Source organism: Paenibacillus barengoltzii NBRC 101215 (genome assembly GCF_004000745.1).
In the GTDB taxonomy this organism is placed as follows: Bacteria; Bacillota; Bacilli; order Paenibacillales; family Paenibacillaceae; genus Fontibacillus; species Fontibacillus barengoltzii.
Window position 1 is genome coordinate 104,818 of record NZ_BILV01000010.1, and the last position, 21,166, is coordinate 125,983.

The 21,166-nt window shown below is 51.6% G+C and carries 17 protein-coding genes, 3 tRNA genes and 1 pseudogene; 16 read left to right on the plus strand and 5 right to left on the minus strand.

The window, feature by feature from the left end; translation table 11 throughout:
* The 3 genes from carB (at position 1) to pyrE (ending at position 4,852) form a co-directional block, all read left to right on the plus strand.
* Complete coding sequence (carB, locus tag PBA01S_RS04335) at positions 1–3,213, plus strand: carbamoyl-phosphate synthase large subunit (protein WP_127575420.1); 3,213 nt, start codon at positions 1–3, stop codon at positions 3,211–3,213.
* A 225-nt stretch (positions 3,214–3,438) separates the two neighbouring features.
* Positions 3,439–4,206, plus strand: coding sequence for an orotidine-5'-phosphate decarboxylase (gene pyrF, locus PBA01S_RS04340; RefSeq protein ID WP_127575421.1), 768 nt, complete (start codon positions 3,439–3,441; stop codon positions 4,204–4,206).
* 1 nt (position 4,207) lies between these two features.
* The gene (pyrE, locus tag PBA01S_RS04345) at positions 4,208–4,852 is read left to right on the plus strand and encodes an orotate phosphoribosyltransferase (RefSeq protein ID WP_028539787.1); all 645 of its coding nucleotides are present in this window, start codon (positions 4,208–4,210) and stop codon (positions 4,850–4,852) included.
* A 139-nt stretch (positions 4,853–4,991) separates the two neighbouring features.
* Here the strand turns inward: pyrE and PBA01S_RS04350 are convergent, their stop codons facing one another.
* A complete protein-coding gene (locus PBA01S_RS04350) occupies positions 4,992–6,587 on the minus strand; it encodes an S-layer homology domain-containing protein (protein ID WP_127575422.1) in 1,596 nt (531 codons plus the stop codon).
* A 255-nt stretch (positions 6,588–6,842) separates the two neighbouring features.
* Here PBA01S_RS04350 and PBA01S_RS04355 point away from each other — a divergent pair, with 255 nt between their 5' ends.
* The 8 genes from PBA01S_RS04355 (at position 6,843) to PBA01S_RS04385 (ending at position 14,563) form a co-directional block, all read left to right on the plus strand.
* Positions 6,843–7,691, plus strand: a complete 849-nt coding sequence (locus tag PBA01S_RS04355; protein WP_016311541.1) for an ABC transporter ATP-binding protein — start codon at positions 6,843–6,845, stop codon at positions 7,689–7,691.
* Positions 7,654–8,754, plus strand: a complete 1,101-nt coding sequence (locus PBA01S_RS04360; RefSeq protein WP_028539790.1) for an efflux RND transporter periplasmic adaptor subunit — start codon at positions 7,654–7,656, stop codon at positions 8,752–8,754. Before PBA01S_RS04355 ends, PBA01S_RS04360 begins: the two co-directional genes overlap by 38 nt.
* Positions 8,754–11,651: an ABC transporter permease gene (locus PBA01S_RS04365; RefSeq protein ID WP_127575423.1), complete on the plus strand. Its 2,898-nt coding sequence runs from the start codon at positions 8,754–8,756 to the stop codon at positions 11,649–11,651. Before PBA01S_RS04360 ends, PBA01S_RS04365 begins: the two co-directional genes overlap by 1 nt.
* A gap of 3 nt (positions 11,652–11,654) precedes the next feature.
* The gene (locus tag PBA01S_RS04370) at positions 11,655–12,539 is read left to right on the plus strand and encodes an ABC transporter ATP-binding protein (protein WP_016311544.1); all 885 of its coding nucleotides are present in this window, start codon (positions 11,655–11,657) and stop codon (positions 12,537–12,539) included.
* Positions 12,536–14,032, plus strand: coding sequence for an ABC transporter substrate-binding protein (locus tag PBA01S_RS04375; RefSeq protein ID WP_127575424.1), 1,497 nt, complete (start codon positions 12,536–12,538; stop codon positions 14,030–14,032). The genes PBA01S_RS04370 and PBA01S_RS04375 overlap by 4 nt, the downstream gene beginning before the upstream one ends.
* A 144-nt stretch (positions 14,033–14,176) precedes the next feature.
* On the plus strand, positions 14,177–14,341 hold the full coding sequence (locus PBA01S_RS22675) for a hypothetical protein (protein ID WP_009225643.1): 165 nt from the start codon (positions 14,177–14,179) through the stop codon (positions 14,339–14,341).
* 61 nt (positions 14,342–14,402) lie between these two features.
* Positions 14,403–14,476: transfer RNA gene (locus PBA01S_RS04380), tRNA-Met, on the plus strand.
* A 13-nt stretch (positions 14,477–14,489) separates the two neighbouring features.
* Positions 14,490–14,563 (plus strand) — tRNA-Ile (locus PBA01S_RS04385).
* A gap of 398 nt (positions 14,564–14,961) precedes the next feature.
* On the opposite strand, the gene PBA01S_RS04390 is transcribed toward PBA01S_RS04385, so the two are convergent.
* The 3 genes from PBA01S_RS04390 to PBA01S_RS04400 form a co-directional block, all read right to left on the minus strand.
* Complete coding sequence (locus tag PBA01S_RS04390; RefSeq protein WP_009225645.1) at positions 14,962–15,120, minus strand: aspartyl-phosphate phosphatase Spo0E family protein; 159 nt, start codon at positions 15,118–15,120, stop codon at positions 14,962–14,964.
* Positions 15,121–15,389: 269 nt separating this feature from the next.
* Positions 15,390–16,046 carry an S-layer homology domain-containing protein gene (locus PBA01S_RS04395; protein ID WP_255315288.1) on the minus strand — a complete coding sequence of 219 codons (657 nt, stop codon included), beginning with the start codon at positions 16,044–16,046 and terminating at the stop codon, positions 15,390–15,392.
* 70 nt (positions 16,047–16,116) lie between these two features.
* Entirely contained in the window at positions 16,117–16,317 is a 201-nt protein-coding gene (locus tag PBA01S_RS04400; protein ID WP_016311548.1) for a hypothetical protein, read from the minus strand.
* Positions 16,318–16,483: 166 nt separating this feature from the next.
* Between PBA01S_RS04400 and PBA01S_RS04405 the strand changes: the two genes are divergently transcribed.
* The 5 genes from PBA01S_RS04405 to PBA01S_RS04425 all read left to right on the plus strand — a co-directional run bounded on the left by PBA01S_RS04405 (position 16,484) and on the right by PBA01S_RS04425 (position 20,866).
* Positions 16,484–16,569: transfer RNA gene (locus PBA01S_RS04405), tRNA-Leu, on the plus strand.
* A 173-nt stretch (positions 16,570–16,742) separates the two neighbouring features.
* The gene (locus PBA01S_RS04410; protein ID WP_127575426.1) at positions 16,743–19,025 is read left to right on the plus strand and encodes an Ig-like domain-containing protein; all 2,283 of its coding nucleotides are present in this window, start codon (positions 16,743–16,745) and stop codon (positions 19,023–19,025) included.
* A 154-nt stretch (positions 19,026–19,179) separates the two neighbouring features.
* Positions 19,180–20,085 carry a ComEC/Rec2 family competence protein gene (locus PBA01S_RS04415; protein WP_016311550.1) on the plus strand — a complete coding sequence of 302 codons (906 nt, stop codon included), beginning with the start codon at positions 19,180–19,182 and terminating at the stop codon, positions 20,083–20,085.
* Positions 20,086–20,091: 6 nt separating this feature from the next.
* Entirely contained in the window at positions 20,092–20,310 is a 219-nt protein-coding gene (locus PBA01S_RS04420) for a DUF3006 domain-containing protein (protein WP_016311551.1), read from the plus strand.
* Between the two features lie 34 nt (positions 20,311–20,344).
* Entirely contained in the window at positions 20,345–20,866 is a 522-nt protein-coding gene (locus PBA01S_RS04425; protein ID WP_164744083.1) for a DinB family protein, read from the plus strand.
* Positions 20,867–20,953: 87 nt separating this feature from the next.
* Here the strand turns inward: PBA01S_RS04425 and PBA01S_RS04430 are convergent.
* A pseudogene (locus tag PBA01S_RS04430) lies at positions 20,954–21,139 on the minus strand (IS3 family transposase); the annotation flags it as partial.
* Positions 21,140–21,166 lie beyond the last annotated feature (27 nt).

Sequence of the window (21,166 nt, forward strand, 5' to 3'; positions counted from 1 at the left end):
ATGCCGATCAACAAAGACCTTAAGAAAATTCTCGTCATCGGTTCCGGACCGATCGTTATCGGTCAGGCGGCTGAGTTCGATTACGCCGGAACGCAAGCTTGCCAAGCGCTGAAGGAAGAGGGCGTCGAGGTGGTGCTGATCAACAGCAACCCGGCGACGATCATGACCGATACCAACATGGCCGACAAGGTTTACATTGAACCGATCACGCTGGAATTCGTCACGCAAATCATTCGTCAGGAGCGGCCGGACGGCTTGCTGCCGACGCTCGGCGGGCAGACCGGTCTGAACATGGCGGTGGAATTGGCCCGCGCAGGCGTGCTGGAGCGCGAAAATGTGAAGCTCCTTGGCACTCAACTGACGTCGATTGAGAAAGCAGAAGACCGCGACCTGTTCCGCGAACTGATGCGCGAGCTGGAGCAGCCGGTGCCGGAGAGCACAATCATCACTTCGGTGGAAGAGGCGCTGGATTTTGCAAGCGAAATCGGCTATCCGGTGATCGTTCGTCCGGCATATACGCTGGGCGGCACCGGCGGCGGGATCTGCGCTACAGAAGAGGAACTGCGCGAGACGGTGAAGTCGGGGATCCGTTACAGCCCGATTGGCCAATGCTTGATCGAGAAATCGATCGCCGGCATGAAGGAAATCGAATATGAAGTGATGCGCGATGCGAACGACAACTGTATCGTGGTCTGCAACATGGAAAACTTCGACCCGGTTGGCGTACATACCGGGGACAGTATCGTCGTGGCGCCAAGCCAAACGCTGTCTGACCGCGAGTATCAGATGCTCCGTTCGGCTTCGCTGAAGATTATTCGTGCGCTGAACATCGAAGGCGGCTGTAACGTCCAGTTCGCGCTCGATCCGCAAAGCTTCCAATACTACGTGATCGAAGTTAATCCGCGGGTCAGCCGTTCGTCGGCGCTTGCGTCCAAAGCGACGGGGTATCCGATCGCGAAAATGGCTGCCAAAATTGCGCTGGGCTACACACTGGACGAAATCATCAATCCGGTTACAGGGCAGACCTACGCTTGCTTCGAGCCGACGCTGGACTACATCGTCAGCAAAATTCCGCGCTGGCCGTTTGATAAATTCGTTCATGCCAACCGCAAGCTGGGCACGCAGATGAAGGCGACCGGCGAAGTGATGGCGATTGGCCGGACCTTCGAAGAGTCGATTCATAAAGCGGTCCGTTCGCTGGAGATCGGCACCCATCGCCTCTATCTGAAAGGCGTGGAGAACATCGACGATGAAACGCTGAAAACTCGCTTGATCAAAGCGGATGACGAGCGGCTGTTCCTGATCGCCGAAGCGTTCCGCCGCGGCTTCAAACTGCAGCTCATTCATGATCTGACCGGAATCGACTGGTGGTTCCTTGATAAAATCGAGCGTTTGGTGGATTTCGAGAAACGGATTGCGGAAGAAGAGTTCTTTTCCTATGAAACGCTGTACGAAGCGAAGCGCTTAGGGTTTACGGACCGGGCGATCGCCGAGCTGCGCGCTGCCGGACAGCCGACAGGCACGCACACGACAGAGGCGGAAGTGAGAAGCTTCCGCAAGGAGCATGGACTGAAGCCGGTTTACAAAATGGTAGATACGTGCGCGGCTGAATTTGAAGCCTCCACGCCTTACTACTACTCGACCTATGAAACGGAGAACGAAGTCGTTCAAACGGACAAAGAGAAGATCGTGGTGCTGGGCTCCGGACCGATTCGGATCGGGCAAGGCATCGAGTTTGACTACTCGACAGTACACGCGGTTTGGGCAATTCAAAAAGCCGGATATGAGGCAGTAATCATCAACAACAACCCAGAGACGGTATCCACGGACTTTAACACGTCGGATCGCCTCTACTTTGAACCGCTGTTCTTCGAGGATGTCATGAATGTTATCGAAGAGGAGAAGCCGGTTGGCGTCATCGTCCAATTCGGCGGCCAAACGGCGATCAACTTGGCAGCACCGCTGCAAGCGGCGGGCGTTCGCATCCTCGGAACCTCGCTGGAAAGCATCGACGAGGCGGAGGATCGCAAGAAGTTTGAAGCGCTCCTGTCGAAGCTGGGCATCGCACAGCCGAAGGGCAGCACAGTAACCTCGGTAGAAGAAGCGGTTGGAACTGCTCAAGCCCTGGGTTATCCGGTACTGGTAAGACCTTCGTATGTACTGGGCGGCCGGGCGATGGAAATCGTCTACTCCGACCAGGAGCTGCTGCGTTACATGGAAGAAGCGGTGAACATCAATCCGCAGCATCCGGTCCTGATCGACCGCTACATGCTTGGCAAAGAGGTAGAGGTCGACGCCATCAGCGACGGGGAAACAGTACTGATCCCGGGGATTATGGAGCATATCGAACGCGCTGGCGTTCACTCCGGCGACTCGATTGCGGTGTATCCGCCGCAGCATCTGTCGGCAGAGTTGAAAGAGAAGATCGTTGAAATCACGGTCAAGATCGCCCGCGAGCTGAAGACGGTAGGTCTGGTGAACATCCAGTTCGTCATCTACAACAACGAAGTGTATGTGATCGAGGTGAACCCTCGCTCCTCGCGTACAGTACCGTTCCTGAGCAAAGTGACAAACATTCCGATGGCGAATGTTGCAACCCAGTGTATTCTGGGGGCGAAACTAAGCGATCTGGGCTACTCCAATGGCCTGTGGCCGGAAAGCCATCAGGTTGCGGTGAAGGTGCCGGTATTCTCCTTCGCGAAGCTGCGTCGGGTAGAACCAACGCTTGGTCCAGAAATGAAATCGACCGGCGAGGTCATGGGCCGCGATCCGCAATACGCCAAAGCATTGTATAAAGGCTTGATCGGCGCGGGAATGAAGATTCCTTCAACCGGGGCGATTATCGCTACGGTAGCCGACAAGGATAAACAAGAAGCGGTTGAGCTGCTTCGCGGCTTCTACCGCCTGGGGTACAAGATCATCGCTACGGATGGCACGGCTTCTGCGCTGATCGAGGCGGGTATTCATGTGACGACGGTTTACAAGCTGTCCGAAGGGGTGCCGAACATCCTCGATCTGATCCGGAACGGCGAAGCTCACTTCGTCATCAACACGTTGACGAAGGGCAAAGAACCGGAGCGCGATGGCTTCCGGATTCGCCGGGAAGCGGTGGAGAACGGTGTGGTCTGCATGACTTCGCTCGATACCGTTCGGGCGCTGCTGGAGATGTTGGAGACGATCAACTTCTCTTCCCAAGCGATGCCCGCACTTTAATCGCAGACGCTAACGAACACTAGAGACGTTATTGATCTGGTGTGAAGCAAATAACCATTCTAACGGACCGAGGAGACCTTATTTTGCTTAGATCGCAGCTGAGTGGCCCCATGAGGACTGAATAATGTCCATGGAGTCCGTTACAGCGGAAAATCGAAGGGAAATGCTTAAATAAGGTCTTTCAGGTCCGTTAGAGGACGAAGAAGAGGGCGGCTCGGAAGCAGGATGCTTCGGAGCCGCAAGCATGAATGGAGGAGAGCGGATTTGCGTTCGTTTGAAGAAGCGGCTGGGAAGCTGATCGTGGGTCTCGATTTCCCTGATGCGGAGCAAGCGCGGAAGCTGCTGAAGGAGCTGGAGGGCATCCCTTGTTACATGAAGGTGGGGCTGCAACTGTTCTATGCGGCGGGTCCGGAACTGATCCGGGAATTAAAGCAGCGGGGGTACTCCGTTTTTCTCGATGTGAAAATGCATGATATTCCCAACACCGTCAAAGGTGGTGCGAACAGCGTCACCAAGCTGGGTGTAGACCTGTTTAACGTGCATGCGGCCGGCGGGCTGGACATGATGAAGGCGGCAAAAGAAGGCGCACTGGCGGCGGTGGAAGCCGACCCGACGTTGACGATGCCAAAGATCATCGCGGTTACGCAGCTGACGAGCACCAGCAAGCAAGTGATGAATGAACAGATTGGCATCCCGGGCGAAGTTGAAGCCTCCGTCGTACATTATGCGGACCTGGCCCGTTCGGCCGGTTTGGAAGGAGTGGTTGCTTCTCCGCTGGAAGTTACCGCAATTAAGGAGAAGTGCGGACAAGCCTTCCTGACGGTAACGCCGGGGATTCGTCCAGCGAACAGCCCTAAAGGTGATCAAACGCGTACGTTAACCCCAGGCGAAGCGATGGCGCAAGGCACGGACTATATCGTCGTTGCCCGTCCAATTATCGCTGCCCCTAACCCGCGAGAAGCCGCGGAGACGATCATTAAGGAGATGATGTAGCATGACCAATACCCAATCCGTCGAAGCGCAAATTGCCAGCAGCCTGTTAGAGATCGGAGCCGTTGCGCTTCGTCCGCATCAGCCGTTTACTTGGACTTCGGGGATTAAATCGCCGATCTATTGCGACAACCGCCTCACGATGTCCTACCCGCAGATCCGCGATCTAATCGCTGAATCGTTTGCTGCACTGATCCGTAAAGACTATCCGGAGGCCGAAGTTATCGCCGGAACAGCTACGGCCGGCATTCCGCATGCCGCGTTTACGTCGCAGAAGCTGGGGCTGCCGATGGCCTACATTCGCGATAAGGCCAAAGGCCATGGCAAGGAGAATCAAATTGAAGGTCTGATTAAACCAGGGCAGAAGGTGGTTGTCATCGAGGATTTGATCTCGACCGGCGGCAGTTCGATCAAAGCAGCGCAGGCCGTGCGCGATGCGGGGGCAGAACCGTTGGCCGTGCTGGCGATCTTCAGCTATCAGCTCGATAAAGCGGTGCAGGCGTTTGCTGAAGCTGGCATCCCGCTGCAAACCTTGTCCAACTATACAGCATTGATGGATGTCGCCGTGCAGCGCGGGGATATTCAGCCGGAAGACCTGGAACTGCTCAAGTCCTGGCGGCAAGACCCGGCTTCCTTCGGAAATGCCTAAGTACTTCCATATGGTTAAAACAGCCCCGAGAAGGGCTGTTTTTTTGTCTAAATATCAAAAGACCACCCCTGAGAAGCAACATCGCTTTGTCTCATAAGGTGGTCTTTATTATTACATATGATTTAGAAATGATGGCGGATTACTTAAATGAATATCCTGCGTATTTCTCCGCATTTTGAAGACTCGTCCAGATGTCCGGCGATTCACCGCCGATGTGCCAGTAAGCATAACCGGCCACTCCGAACTTCATGCCTAACCTCAGCTTCTCCGAGAGGGAGCGGGCATCCTCCAGCCAAATTTTGTGGTGCGTCCCGTTCTTGCGATACTCCATGGTGTACTGCCCTAATGTGTCGTTCCATTTTGGCTTCAGGCCGTATTGGTTCATCCGGTTATTTTGAGCGGCGAGGGTGATGTCCTCGGAAGACAACGTAGCCCCGGTGCTGCTTAGGCTCCAATCCCGCGTATACAGCGGCATCCCCATAATGAGTTGGTTGGAAGGGACTTGGGTGAGCAGTTTTTGCAGGTGATTGTCCACCCAGCCAAGCGATGCGATGGAACCGGCAGCAGCCCCGCCCCAATGCTCGTCGTAGGTCATAATGACCAGGTAATCGGCGCTCTTCGCCAGTTCTGCGTAATTATAGGCGTCCGACCAGTCTGTGTCGAGGTCCGGCGGTAAATCCACAGACAAGACGGCAGAGACGGAATGAAGCTCCTGTGCCAGTTTGGCGATAAAGGCCGTATACAAGCTGCGATCGGAAGCTGCGACATTTTCAAAATCGACGTTGATGCCATGCAGCCCATATTTTTGAACGTAGGACTTCAAGGTTTGAATCGCTTCGGAAGAAAGCGAACTGGAAGCCAGAAGCTTGTGCGTCGTTTCCTGATCAAATCGGTTTCCGATCATGGCCCAAACTTGTTTGCCGTTATTTTTCGCCCAGGTTACGAGCGAGGGAACGCTGGAATCAGAAAATTTGCCATTACTTTCGAGAAAAAACCACCGAGGCACCAGCACGTTCACATTCGATTGCAACACGGCTTTCTTGTAGGCTTCGGTTGACAGGCCGTATTGCCATCCTAGCTTGATGGTCTGGTTCGTGCTGGCTGCGAGCGCATCGGTCCATCGGGTGTCCTGCAGCAGGCGATCCAGGATGACAGCGGTCTCCTGGCGGGTTATCGGCTGTGTTGGATGAAATAATCCGTCGCTTCCCTGCATCAACCCGAGCTCGGTAATGGAGCTGACCGAAGGCTTGGCCCATGCCGCGATCATCGCTGCATCCTGATAATTGGAAGACGAATTGCCGGCGGCGTTTTGTTTTAAAGCACGAACGATCCATGAAGCGGCCTCCTGCCGGGTTAACGGCTGGTTTGGCTTAAAGATCCCGTCTCCCAAGCCGTTGGTAAGCCCAAGTTCCGTGGCGGCTTGGATTGTGCCATAGTACCAGGCGGTTTTGGGGACATCGCGATAGGCGGGGATAGCGGATTTGGCCGGTTCCACCTTAAAGATGCGCGTCAATGTAGTCATAAACTCGGCTCGGGTAATGGAGCGGGTTGGAGAAAATTCAGAACCTGAGGTTCCTTTCATTACATTGTTCGCATTTAAACGGAGGATGGCATCTTTAGCATAGCTGTTTGAAATGTCGTTAAAAGGAAGATCGGCAGCGACCGGCTCTTGCCGAAGCACGACATTGGTGAATAAGAGCGTCGCCGTGAGCAGGATGGGGATCATTTTCTTCATGAAATATTAGTTCTCCTTGCCGAAATTAGTAGAATCCTCCTTAATTCTAACAGAATTGTAACCATGCATCAGCGCGAAAAATCTGGTAAAAAATTAACGATTTCGTTAATGAGCTTGTAACTTTTTGCCATCGTATTTCGTTTATAATGCAAGACGTGAATGTATTGCTAGACAAGGCCAATTAGACCAAGAAGTCCAAGAAGAGGAAGCAGAAGAGGAGAAGCACAATTTAGGGAAATGGGAGACCGATACACAATGATGCGATGGCTTCGCAAGAAAGAAAAAGTCGAAGTTCAGCCCGGAGCTGATTCTCCGGTACCGGAAAGTGCGGAGGGGGAGACCGCCGCTGCCGCGGAGAAGACGGCATTAGCAGAAGCAGATGCCGAGGTTATTGCAGCCCATGTTGTACAGAAGGAGGAAGAGAAGGAGACCGGACCTATTTTGTCGGTCAAAGACGTTCGCCGATCATTTCCGGTGGGCGGAGGAGAAATCCAGGTATTGAAGGGAATCAACATGGAAGTGCTCTCAGGCCAGCTGGTCATGCTTAAAGGCCGTTCTGGCTCGGGCAAAACGACATTGCTCAACATGCTTGGCGGATTGGATCAGCCGACTTCCGGTGAAATCTGGTTCCGCGGTCAGCCGCTTCATGAGCTGAACGACGATAAGCGTACCCTGCTGCGTCGGAATCAGATCGGCTTTATTTTCCAGGCCTACGCCTTGCTACCGTTGCTCTCCGCTTGGGAGAATGTCGAACTGTCGCTGCGTATGGCGGGAGTTCCCCCTCAGGAATGGAAGCCGCGCGTTAAGCATTGCCTGGAGCTTGTTGGACTCGGAAAACGGATGTTTCACCGCCCGTTCGAGTTGTCCGGGGGCGAACAGCAACGGGTGGCCATCGCCAAAGCGATTGCCCATCGCCCCAAGCTGTTGTTGGCGGATGAACCAACGGCCAACCTCGATTCGCAAATGGGAGCACAAGTCATGGCAGTATTCAAGAACATCATACAGACCGAACGCGTGACGATCTGTATGACTACTCACGATCCTACAATCCTGGAGGTAGCGGACCATGTTTACGAAATGGTGGATGGCAAATTTATCGAATAAAAAAGGGGGGATAAGGCTTGTTCGAACGCTGGGGGTATTCGCTCTGTCCCTGACGTTAATTGCGTCCACAGGCTGCGCCCTGCTGCCGGACGAAGAGGCGGAGGAGGACCTGCCGGTGATCACGCCGCCGACAATCTCGAAGAAGCCGGAGTATGAGGTGCGCACGGAGACGATCGAGCTTAGCGTCAGTGCGGTTGGGAAGATCATGAGCCAGCGCGAGGAGCCGTTATTTTTCACAGAGGATAATCTTCACGTGAAGGAAGTGCTCGTTAAGGCAGGCGACAAAGTCAAGCAAGGCGATGCTCTCATTCAATTGGATGTCGAAGATTTGCAGAAGGAATTACGGAAGAAGAAGCTGGAGTTCCGCAAGCAGGAAATCTCTATGAAGGAGCTGCTGCGTACGAAGGACGAGAAGGACCCGATCGAATTTGAGGAGGCCTCGATCGTCTTTGAGGAACAGCGTCAAGAGCTGGAGGATTTGGAGAAGACGATCGCTGACGGCACACTCCGTGCGCCGTTCTCCGGAACGATCATTTCCGTCTCCGTCCAGAAAGGAGCCGCGATCAAAGCATATGATACGGTAGCCGTGTTGTCCGACACGTCTTCGTTGGTCGTGGCAGCTCAGTTTGCCAAGGAGGACTTAGAGAAGATTGCCGTTGGTATGAAAGCCAAGGTTGATATTAATGCGATGGGCGTATTCGACGGGAAGGTGAAGGTCATGCCAGTGGATTCCGGATCGTCCGACGACAATAACGGCGGCGGAGGCGGCAAACCTCCAGAGAAAGATACGATCGATAAGTACCTGATCGTGGAACTGGACAAATGGCCGGAGGGACTTGAACGTGGACGGCCGCTCAGCGTGTCCATTGTAACGGAACGCAAGGAGAACGCGGTGCTGATTCCGATTTCCGCCCTGCGGACGATTGGCTCGCGCACTTATGTTCAGGTGGTAGAGGAAGACGGTTCGAAACGTGAAGCCGATGTTGAGGTAGGTTTGCAGACCTCGACCGACGTGGAAATTGTTAAAGGACTCACGCCGGGGCAGAAAGTAGTGGGTCGTTAATGGGACTTCCTTTATTACGTTTATTGTTCCGCAAAATGTGGAACACGAAATGGCTGACGTTAAGTACGCTATTGGGCCTCATTGTCGCGGTCTCGTTCACGGTCAGCATTCCGATGTATTCCGACGGTTCGCTGAAGCGGGTCGTTGCAACCACCCTGCAGGCGGAGAGCGAAGGGCTGCCCGCCGGTTCGTTGATCATGAGCTATCAGGCGCCGGGTGGTACCAAGACGGATTTGAATACACTATCCGCCGTCAATCAATACATTGTTGACGAGGTGCCGGGGCAAATTGGCTTCCCGTTTGACACCTACGTGAACATCAGATCCATCCGCAGTACGGAGGTATTTCCGGAGGACCCGACTAAGGTTGACGCGAGCCGAACGCGGACGATGTCCATCGTATCCATGAGCGGTTTACAGGACCATGTGGCAATTTCCGGCGGCCGGATGTATTCCGATCAAGGCGATGGCGATACGCTTGAGGCTTTGATGCTGGAAGAAGCGATGTACCGGCAGGATCTGCACGTCGGTGACGTGATGGAGTATCCGGTGTACAGCGGTGTGGACGTGACGCTTAAGGTGAAGATCGTGGGCACCTTCCAGCCGGAGAACGAGAATGACCCGTACTGGTATCAAGGCTTTGAAGGGATGATGAACACTTTCTACATCTCGGATCAAGCCTTTAATGAAGGCCTGTTGAATCGATTATCGATTCCGCTGCATAGCTCCAGCTGGTATTACGCTTTTGATCTCGGTGAGATCAAGACGAGTCAGCTGTCACCGCTCTCAGATACACTGGAGCGGTTGAACGTAGAGTTATATCAGAAGCTGAAAGATACGAAGGTGGATGTCTCTTTTGGCAGTCTGCTCAGTGACTTCCGCAAGCAGAGCCTGCAGATGCAGACGCTGTTGTTTACCCTGGCGGCACCGATGATTGCCATGGTGTTCTATTTTATTGTGATGAACGCTCGCCAGGCGCTCGACAAGCAGCAAAGCGATATCGCGGTTTTGCGCAGCCGCGGAGCTTCTACGAAGCAGATTATTTTCATCTATTTATTTGAAAGCCTGATTCTTGGCGCGGTTGCACTCATCGCAGGTCCATTGCTCGGCTGGTTTATGTCGAAGAGCATCGGCTCGGCAGACGGCTTCCTGACGTTTGTGAACCGTAAGTCCATTCCGGTAGGCTTTAATGCCGATGCCTTGGTATTGGGAGCGGTAGCGGTTGTGATCGCGATCTTATCGACGCTGTTGCCGGCAATTTCCTTCGCCCGCTCCTCGATCGTCAAGGCCAAGCAGAAGCAAGCGCGCTCCGATCGTGCGCCATTTTGGCAACGTTGGTTTATCGATATCGTCTTGATGGCGATTTCGGGTTATGGGTATTACCTGTTTAATGAACGGCAGATGCTGACGTTCCAGACAGGGATGACGACGGATGAGCTGCAGGTTCAACCGTTCCTGTTCTTCGTACCCGCGCTTGCCATTTTCTCCATCGGACTGTTTTTCCTGCGGGTGTTCCCGTGGTTGCTTAAGCTGATCGGCTGGATCGGCAAAAAGTGGCTGCCGGTTCCTTACTATCTAAGTTTGACGCAACTGTCCAGGTCGTCTTCTTCGTATTATCCGTTGATGATCCTGCTCGTTCTGACGCTGGGTCTTGGGGTATATAACGCTTCAGCCGCACGGACAATCGACCTGAATTCGACGGAGCGGACGCTCTATAAATATGGAGCAGATGTGATCATGCGAACGGTATGGGAAGGCACGCCGGAAATCACTCGTCCTTCTCAAGGAGGCTCCGGCCAAGGTCAAGGCGGCGGTCCGGGAGCTCCAGGCGGCGGGAACCCAGGTGGAGCACCTGGCGGCGGCCCAGGAGGCGGAGGGCAAAATCCTACCCCGTCTAAACTGATCTATTCCGAGCCCCCGTTCGAAATCTTCCGGAGGTTGGACGGCGTCGAGCATGCGGCACGTGTACTTCAAACGAAGGGGAACATCATTATCTCCGGTCGTTCGGCAGGCCAAGGGAATGTGATGGGGATCGACAATGTCGATTTTGCCAAAGTGGCCTGGTTCCGGAACGATCTGTTCCCAACGCATCCCTACCATTATTTAAATTTTCTCGGGATGAACGAAAGTGCAGCTTTAGTCCCGTCGAACTTGGCGGAGAAGTATAAGCTGAAGCCGGGCGACGTGTTTACGGTTGCCTTGGGTGAGCAAGCGGTGGAATTTGCCGTATACGGGATTATCCCGTATTGGCCAAGTCAATATCCAGATCAAACACCGTTTATTATTGCGAATTTGGATTATATTTACGATCAAGTTCCGCTTATTCCTTATGAGGTCTGGCTTAAGATGAAGCCGGGGGCTAAAGTCGCCCCGCTGATTCCGAAGCTGGCGGATCAAGGAATTGAGCTTTATTCGGTTGATGATGTTCGCAGTGAATTGGCGGCGCAAAGCAAGCATCCGACCCGGGGAGGCGTATTTGGGATCCTAAGTCTCGGTTTCCTCGTCTCGGTCATCGTGTCGTTGATCGGGTATGTGTTGTACTGGTTTTTCAACTTATCGGGCCGGGTCGTCCAGTTCGGGATCCTGCGGGCGATGGGCTTATCCCGGAAGCAGCTGACGTTCATGCTGCTGGCTGAACAGATCTTAACTGCCGGCTTATCCATCGTGCTCGGGATCGTCATCGGGAAGATTGCCGGCAAGCTGTACTTGCCGTTCCTGCAAACGGCGGATAATGTTACAACGCAGGTTCCGCCTTTCCGCATCGTATTTGATAACCAGGATACGCTTCAGCTTTATGTTGTTGTGTTCGTGATGCTCCTGATGGGAGCCGGCCTGCTGTTCTGGCAAATCCGGCGACTGCGTGTGCATCAGGCGGTAAAAATGGGAGAGGAGCGCTAAGAGATGATTCATTGCGAAGGACTCGTCAAGATTTTCAAATCCGAAGATATCGAAGTTGTGGCGCTCCAAGGCCTGAACTTAACCGTGGAACAAGGCGAAATGATGGCGATCATCGGCAACAGCGGCAGCGGCAAATCCACCTTGCTGAATATTCTCGGCGGGCTGGATCGCCCGTCCGCCGGCCAAGTTAACGTCGGGGGTTGGGATCTGCTGAAAATCCGCGATGACCAGCTGGTGGAATATAAGCGTAACACGGTTGGTTTCGTCTGGCAGAATAATGCCCGCAACTTACTTCCTTATTTGACAGCATTGGAAAATGTAGAAATGCCGATGCTGCTCACCGGGAAGCTGGACAGAGCCTATGCGAAAGAGCTGCTGGAGCGGGTTGGCTTAAAGGATCGAATGCACAACAAGCTGCATCAGCTCTCCGGCGGGGAGCAGCAACGGGTTGCGATTGCGATCTCGCTGTCGAATCGACCGAAGCTTCTGCTCGCCGACGAACCCACGGGTTCGGTCGACACGGCCACTTCCGATCAGATCATGCAAATCTTCCGGCAAGTGAACCGGGAGCTGGGTATCACGGTTGTGATCGTCACGCACGATTTGAACCTGGCTGGGAAGGTAGACCGCGTGGTCGCCATCCGTGACGGCTTAACGAGCACCGAGTTCCTGAAGCGTAACCCGAATCTGGATTTGGCGGCAGCCGAGCTAGGCGGAGGATTGCAGGAGGTTCACGAAGCCTTTGTTGTGGTTGACCGTGTCGGACGTTTACAGGTTCCGAAGGAATATCTGGAATCCGTCGGAATCAATGGGCGGGCGAGCATGGAGTTTGACGGAGAGAAAATCATTATTACAGCACCTAAATCGTTGGAGGGGGATCCATCATGAGGTTCAAGAAATTACTGTCTGTATCGCTGGCTGCAACGCTGGCGTTGGGCCTGCTCGCCGGCTGTAACGGCAGCAAAGCGGCAGATCCTGAGCAGGAGAAAGTGCTCCGCATCGGCGTGCTTTACGGGGGATATGATGATTCTTATTTCCGTCAGCAGTATACCGATGTATATGAGTTTACGCACAATGTTCGTATCGAGGTTGTACCGGCCATCGACCAAAGCCAATATCGTTATCAGGATTACTCGCAGCCATACGTTCAGCCGGACTACCTGGATAGCATGAAGAAAATTATGACCGGCAGCAATCCGGTGGATGTCGTGGTCACCGATACTTCTGTATTAAATCAGCTGATCAAGGAAAATATGGTCAAACAACTTGATCCAATGATCCAGGAAGATAAATTTGACACGTCGGACTTCGTCCCAGCAGTTATTGACGGAATCAAGGATCTTGGGGAAGGCAGTCTGTATGCGTTAACGCCTTCGTTCTCCTCCTCCGCCTTGTTCTATAACAAGAAGCTCTTTACGGACGCTGGGGTAGAACCGCCTACCGATAATATGACTTGGGACGATATCTTCAATTTGGCTCGCCGTTTGGCGAAAGGGGAAGGGAAGGACCGGGTTTACGGTTTCGCGTTTAGCCGGTACCTCGGAAGCGACCCGTTCTGGGATATGCAGAGCAACTATGTCAATTCGCTGCAGCTCAAGACCTTTGATGATAAAGCGGAAACGATGACGGTTAATACCCCGCAATGGACGAAGGTCTGGGAAACCATCAGCAAGCTGGCGAAGGATAAAATCATTCCGGACAGTAACAGCGGGATGATGGACGGCGAGTGGAACCCAGTTACAAGCGACCTGTTCCTCTCCGGTAAAGTTGCAATGACGATTGGTGAGAACTATTACGTCAATGAAATTACGGATGCCAACAACAACGCTTCGAAAATTAAGAACTTTACTCCTGTGGATTGGGATGTCGTCACGGTTCCGGTCCATCCTGAAAAACCGGGGATCGGGGGAAGTATTTGGCTGAGCAATACGTTTGCCATTAACAGTGCTGCTCCAAACGCCGAGACCGCTTGGGACTTCATTAAATTCATTAATGGCGAGGATTGGGCGAAGCTGAAGTCTCGCAGTAACTCCTATGAAATGCTGGCTCGCAAATCGTACATCCAACCGAAAATGGGCTTGGATTACAATATTCAAGCATTCTATTTACTGAAGCCGACGCCGCCAACGGATCCGAAGCAAGAAAAACTGATGAGCGAAAAACCAGGACTATACAGCGTAACCGACAGCGGACGCAGGTTCTTCCAAGAGGTGTTGGAGAATAAGAAAACACCGGCGGAAGCGCTCAAAGAATGGGAAGAGAAGGGCAACAAGATGCTGCAAGAAATTAAAAACAATCCAAAAACCCAATTCCAGGAGGATGGTACGCCATTTGTTCCTGAGGAAGGGGCGGCAGCAGGCGGAGCCATATTTAAGGGGTAAGCCGAGGTTTGCATTGAACACCAAAAAATTACCATATAGATTTAGGGCCGCTGGATGAAATCCGGCGGCTTTTTTTGTTAAGGTTGGGCATTCTATAGACATGAACAATTTGCTCTAATTCACGAAAGGATGGACGAAACAGTCATGCGTTGGGTATACTTCAATAAACTGTATCGAACGAAATTCCAAGCGGGATGTCTCGCCCGGCGGTTGGAGCAAGACGGTTGGATCTATGGTTTTGATGATATGCGGCAAATCGAAATTTTCCGATCGCGCAAGGGCAAATACGGCGTGCGATTTATTCCATAATCTTAGACTTGACGTGCCCTGCGAGAATCGTGTATATTATTGATTGTCGCCAATTTAATGACGCGGGGTGGAGCAGCCCGGTAGCTCGTCGGGCTCATAACCCGAAGGCCGCAGGTTCAAATCCTGCCCCCGCAATCCAAGTTCTCCCGGGCCCTTAGCTCAGTTGGTTAGAGCGGTCGGCTCATAACCGATTGGTCACAGGTTCGAGTCCTGTAGGGCCCATAAGTGCAAAACCCTCTTGCTTTGGCAAGGGGGTTTTTGCTTTTCAATCATTAAAATCAAAGTTTCGTAGATTCCTGTTGAGCGTTTTGTAGTAGGCCATTTTTTTGTGAATAAATGAGACTTTTCTGAGCGTAAGAAGATTCAAGCCTCTCCAAATCATCAGGTAAAACAAAACCTGCCCAACCTCTTTTCCGTCATGGATAATCCCTGTTCGCTGAACGATAAAATTTCTCCTCCTTTTAAAATTGTCGGATAGTACTAGAATATTTTCCAGGCCTCATCTATACGCCAGAACACATCGGGTTTTCTATACGGGCTAGCTCAATGGTAAGTTTCAGTATTTGGGAGATCTTTTTATCAAAATAGAAAAAAGAGCCGTTGTCACAGCTCCCTAAAGATCATTTGACTTGCTTCTGGATCATTAATCGATGGTATTCATTCAGCAATTCATCTAGTTGCTGACTTACCATGATCATTTCCCGATCCGCAAGACGTTTACTTCGGGCAAGATGGTTTAATTCCATCCGGAGCTCTTCAATTTTGAGGATGAGTTCCATGACGAACAACTCCTAGTTGAGGTATTAATGCCATCCGTCCGCTTTCGACTGGTGATTGTCCGACCTCTTCCATGTACTGTCACTGTTCTGCACCAAATTAAAGCGGTACCCTTATGTTTTCTATGTCCGTTTTTGTAAATCCTCCCTAAATTCTGAAATAAAATGCAAAAATCTGTCGATTTAGTGAATTTTATTAAAATTTAAGCTTTTCACAGAAATCAAAAAAGGACCGCACAAGGCGGTCCTTCCAATTTTTATCGAATAGGCGATCACTTGCTGTCCGGAGACGGAGCAGGATGTGCGGCCAAGTATTCCACCGCATGATAGGTCAAGAGAGCCGCTTCTGCGCGGGTAATCAGATCTCCCGGATGGAATTGATTGTTCTCATCCAGCTGGGCGATCCCGAGCACAAGCGCACGTTGAACCGTCCCTTGATAAGAAACCGTCAGCTGGTCTTCGTCAGCAAATTCGATTGGTTTGATATTGATCATCGGCAAATCGCCATGCTTCTCCATCGCCAAAATCAGCTGATGGGTAAATTCCTCACGCGTCATAGGCTTGTCCGGATTCACGTTGACGTCAAGATCAAACCCGTTAGTTTGAGCAATCGAGAACGCAGGGGCATACCAGGCATCTTGCTTGACATTGACAAAATAATCACCAGCGTTTTCTGGAGTATCCAACTTCAACCCTAGCAGATTGACGATTAACTGAACGCCCTGGCTAGTCGTCAATTGGTCATCCGGCAGGAAGCTGTCGGCGCTGACGCCGCGAACGATGCCTTTCGCTTGCAGGACAGAAATACTGTCTTTGGCGACAGATTGGCTTACATCTTTAAAGCTCCCTGCAGCAGCAAAGCTTTCTCCAGCCAAAGACAAGCTCAAAATGGCGGCGGCGGACAACAGGGCTACATTACGTTTAAACATGGTGATCACCTCGTCTAGTATTTTTTGACAACCTCTAGACGATGAGTATTGGAAAAGGTTGCAGAAAAAATTAAAAAGATTTTCCAAATGGAATGATTCGCGTCACGTGATGGATTTCGTCGAGATTCACCCAGACGGCTCCTTCTGTTGTGCGCAGATGTACTTTGTCAGGCGCTGAACCCCACTTCGGCAGTCCGGTCATCAATTGTCCGTCATGCAGTTGAATGACCACTTGATGACCCAGCGTAACTGCCATTTTCAATTCGTGCATGAATGCTAACCTCACCTTTCTTGAAATTCAAGCCTTTTTTCGCAAGACTAACCTTAACTTACCATAATTCCTAACTGAATAGTTTATCGGAATAAGACAGCATGAATTTTGGGTTGATATTGATTGGAATTCTGTATATAATCATAAATACGGAATTTTTGAACAAGCCGGGGTGGCGGAATTGGCAGACGCACAGGACTTAAAATCCTGCGGTAGGTGACTACCGTACCGGTTCGAGCCCGGTCCTCGGCATTTGTGAAAATAGAGTGCACTCGTTTATTGAGTGTGCTCTATTTTTTTTATAGGACAAATGGATTATTTTGACGAAAAACGTTACGAAATATCTACTAAATGTCGATATAAAATGGGAGAAGGCTGGAAAAAGGTTCCGGTACATCAGCAATGAGAATAAAGGAGAGGAATCAATGTTGGCTAACAGGAAGATGACGTATTGGATGCTCGTCTTGACGCTCCTCCTTTCGGTACTTGCTCCTACGGGCGCATTTGCAGCATCTGGGGACATCAAGGAGATTAATATCGATGGAGCCGGTACGACCGTTGAACTCGGCGTGGGGAAAACGAAGCAGCTTAAAGTAACGGCTGGGCTTGAAGGGGGCGGCACCAAAGATGTGACTTCTACTGTAACTTGGACGTCCGGTGATGATACCGTAGCCAAGGTTAGTGCCGGCGGTTTGGTCACCGCGCTGAAGAGCGGTACTGCGATCATCACGGCGGAATATAAAAATCCAACGACTGAAGTCGGGTCGGTATCGTCTATTACGATTAAAGTTACAGACACCTACACTGAATTAACTTTGGACTACAAATTAGACGGAAAATATAGTCTGGACACCCCTGACTCCGATCTGACCGTCACCGCTAAGGCGAAGGTGGATAACACGTCTGTGGAACCCAAGGATGTAACGGATGAGGCGGATTGGACTTCCTCGAATACGGGTGTACTGACTGTTGAAAAGGGCAAGATTACGCTGACCGGTACAGGGGAAGCGACGATTACAGCGAAATATGCCGGTTTGACTGCTTCGTTCAAAGCGAAGGTGACGTCGCCTTACTCCGGCTTGAAATTGTACAAGACGTCTGGAACGACAGACACGGAAATTCAGGATAAAGAAGACCTTGAGTTGATCGTGGCAGATAAAGAAGTAGAACTTAAGGTGAAAACGGTGCTGAAGAGCGACCCGGATACGACAAACGACGTTACGGAAAAAGCCACCTGGAGTTCTTCGGATACCAGCGTTGCTACGGTTGAAGACGGAACGGTTAAAATCGTATCGACGGGGAAAGCGACGATTACGGCAACCTATTATGGCGAGCAAGCCAAAGTCGACATTTACGTAAGAGCCCCGTATGAAGCGATTCTGCTCACGCCGTCCGGCGATCAGACGATCTTCATCGGGGAAACGTTGGCAGTAAATGCCGGCGTGAGAGTGAAGGCAAACGAAACTCAAGACGTCAGCAATAGTGCGGAATGGACTTCTTCCAATAAATTAGTTGCGACTGTAAGTGACACCGGTGTTGTGACGGCCAAAGCGGCGGGATCAACTACGATTAAAGCCAGCTATCAAGGCGTGAGCAAGAGCTTCAAAGTTACGGTACTTCCTACGGTGACCGAGCTCAAAATCGAGAAAGAGCAGCTTGATATCTATGTAGGCGGATCGGCGAGCCTGCCGAAGGTGACCGGCACGAAGCTGGACGGAGAATCCATCGATCTCAGCGATGCCATCACGTGGACCTCGAGCCAAGAGGATATCGCGGTAGTCGAGGATGGAAAGATCGTAACGAAGGATCTGGATGACTCGGTTGTATCTGCTGAAGTTACGTTGACCGGGAAGCTGGCAGAAGCCGGAACAGGGCTGACCCCGAACGCGGACTTCCCAATTCGCGGAACTGAAGTGACGCTTAAAGTTAACGTGAAAGAAAAGGTTCTGACGCTTCTCGCCACGCAAACTTCAATGAACATCGTCATCGGTGAAGAAAATGCGCTGCCGGAAATCACGGTGGTCTATGAAAATGGTGTAGAGCAAACGAATCTGGCTGGCGTTGAATGGAGCGTTACCGGCTCCAATGCGGTGTTGAAGTCGACAGCAGACGGCAAGAAGCTGAAAGGTCTCAGCAAAGGCTCGGCCACGCTGAAAGGAACTTTCGAGAACAAGACCCTCAATATATCGGTCTCTATTGAGCCGAAAATCACCAAGATTGTTGTAGAGCCGCAAACGATCGAGCTTAACATCAAGAAATCGAAATCGATCAAGGTAACGGGGTATTATGCAGACGGCAAGAAAGTCACCCTGTCCTCCAAAATGGGCTGGGTCTCCTCCGATGTGAACGTTGCTACGGTATCATCCTCTTCGGTGAAGGCTGTCGCTGAAGGAACCGCGACGATCACAGGTTCTTATCAAGGCAATGTCGTTACCGTGAAAGTGAATGTGGTTCCGAAGCTGGTGAAACTGGAGGTTAGCGAGAAGAAGCTGCAGCTGGCTCCTGGTGCGGCCAAAACGGTTGTCCTGACGGCAACGTACGATACTGGCAAGGTCGCCACGGTAACGGGCAGCGCGAAGTGGACAACCTCCAAGGCGAACGTTGCGAAAGTGTCGGCTGGTCAGATTCAGGCGATTGCCAAGGGCTCTGCTTCCATCAAAGCAGAGTATGGCGGCAAAAAGGTATCTATCAGCGTTTCAGTGAAATAAGATCGAACATGAATCATTTGAGTCTGCCTTTGGAAAGGCAGACTCTTTTTTATGAACTAACTATTTTTTATGTGCCATTTGCTAAATTTTGATTGATTTAAGGCTCGATTATCCTCTATAATTAGAACAAATGTTCTGGGAAGGATTAACATCTATGATTAGGCAGAAGACATGTTGGACGGTTATTGGCGTATTTTTGGTGTTTTTAAGCGTACTTCTTGCAGGCTGCAGCGCAGCGAACTGGGAAGAAGTTGCGGGGCGGCTGGTGGAGAACACCTCCGTTGCTTCCGAAGTGGAAGGAGACGGTCAGCTACGCGTGATTTTTCTGGATGTGGGACAAGGTGCATCCCAGTTGTTGATCAGCCCCTCCGGGCATACGATGCTGATTGATGCCGGCAACAATGACCAGGAGCAGGCGATGCTGGACTACCTTCGCTCTTATGGCGTAAATCATTTGGATATCGTGATTGGGACACATCCAGATGCGGATCATATCGGCGGGCTGGACCGGGTCATCGATCGTTTGGACATCGGCGAAATCTACATGCCAAGGATCCAGTCCAATACGAAGACATATGAGTCCTTGCTGAACTCCATTCGGAACAAAGGGCTGAAGGTGAAGACCGCCAAAGCGGGCCTGGAGCTAGCCTGGGACGAGCAGGTGAAGGTGAGTATGATCGCACCGGTGACCGTGACCGACGACAGTAATAACATGAGTGCCGTTGTGAAGGTAACATATGGCCGCACTTCTTTTCTGTTAACCGGGGATGCTGAATCGGAGAGCGAACGGGCAATGTTAGAATCCGGAGTGAATTTGCGCGCCGACGTTATGCTGGTCGGGCACCATGGCTCGAAATCTTCAACAACGGCCAAGTTTTTGAATGCAGTGAAGCCAAAATATGCGGTGATCCAGGTGGGAGAGAATTCTTACGGGCACCCGACGAAGACGATCCTGGATCGGCTGTCCAAGCAACAGGTAGAGGTCTATCGCAACGATCTTCAGGGTACCGTGGAGATCGCCAGCGACGGCGAGGGCTACCGGATCACAACGGAAAGGTAGGATAAGATGAGCCATATCGTGGAAGGCTTTGAGGGCGATTTATGCATTTTGGAATCGGACGGGAAGCTCCGAAATGTCCCGCGTTCCCAGGTGGATCCTAAGGTCAAACCGGGAGATGTTGTGGAATGGAACGGCACGAAATGGGTTCCCAACCTGCGGGAAACAGAAGAGAGAAGCCGTCATATCCGCGCTTTAATGGATGAAGTGTGGGAAGACGAGGAATAGGATTGATTACGTTCATGAAGGAGGAATGTTGGAGATGTTGATTCGGCCGCAGACAGGGGAATACGCCCCACATTTTGAACCTTACATTCAGATGGTGCCTGAGGGGGAGTTCGTTAAGTTTCTGGAGGAGCAGACGAAGCGGCTTCGAGAGAAGTGGGCAGGTATTCGTGAAGAGCAAGCAAACTACCGGTATGCCGAAGGAAAATGGAGCGTGAAGGAAGTCATCGGCCATATGGCGGATACGGAACGGGTCATGCAATACCGTATGCTGCGGATTGCCCGCGGCGATACGACGCCGCTTCCAGGCTTCGACGAGGAATTGTTCGCCCGTCATGCCGGGTTTGACCGCCAGTCGATGGAGGAGATCGTAAAGGGCTTCGAGATCGTGCGGGAATCCACGTTGGCGCTGGTTCGTCAGCTGGATGACGATGCATGGGCCCGCAAGGGGAACGTAGCCGACTATCCGGCCACAGCCCGTGCCATCGCCTATAACATCGCCGGGCATGCGGAGCATCATGTTCGGATTTTAAGCGAGCGGTATGCAGCACAAGTTTAAACCGCATCGCCGCAAACATAAAAGGACAGAGATGCCATTTTATGAGAATGAACTGGCCCCTTTGTCAAGGACACTTTGAAAAAAGAGTCAAGCTGCAGACAGAAGATGATTCCTGTATTGGGCAGGGGTCATCTTTTTTCGTTCCCATTGATATCTGTAAATGTTGTAGTAATGGATGTAACGATTAATTTCAATTGATAGTTCTTCTAGAGTTAAGCAATTGCGACTAATGCATGATTACTACGGTGCGTTATCCCAACAGTTCCCTCGTCTAGGTGTCTTTTTACATATAAAGTATCA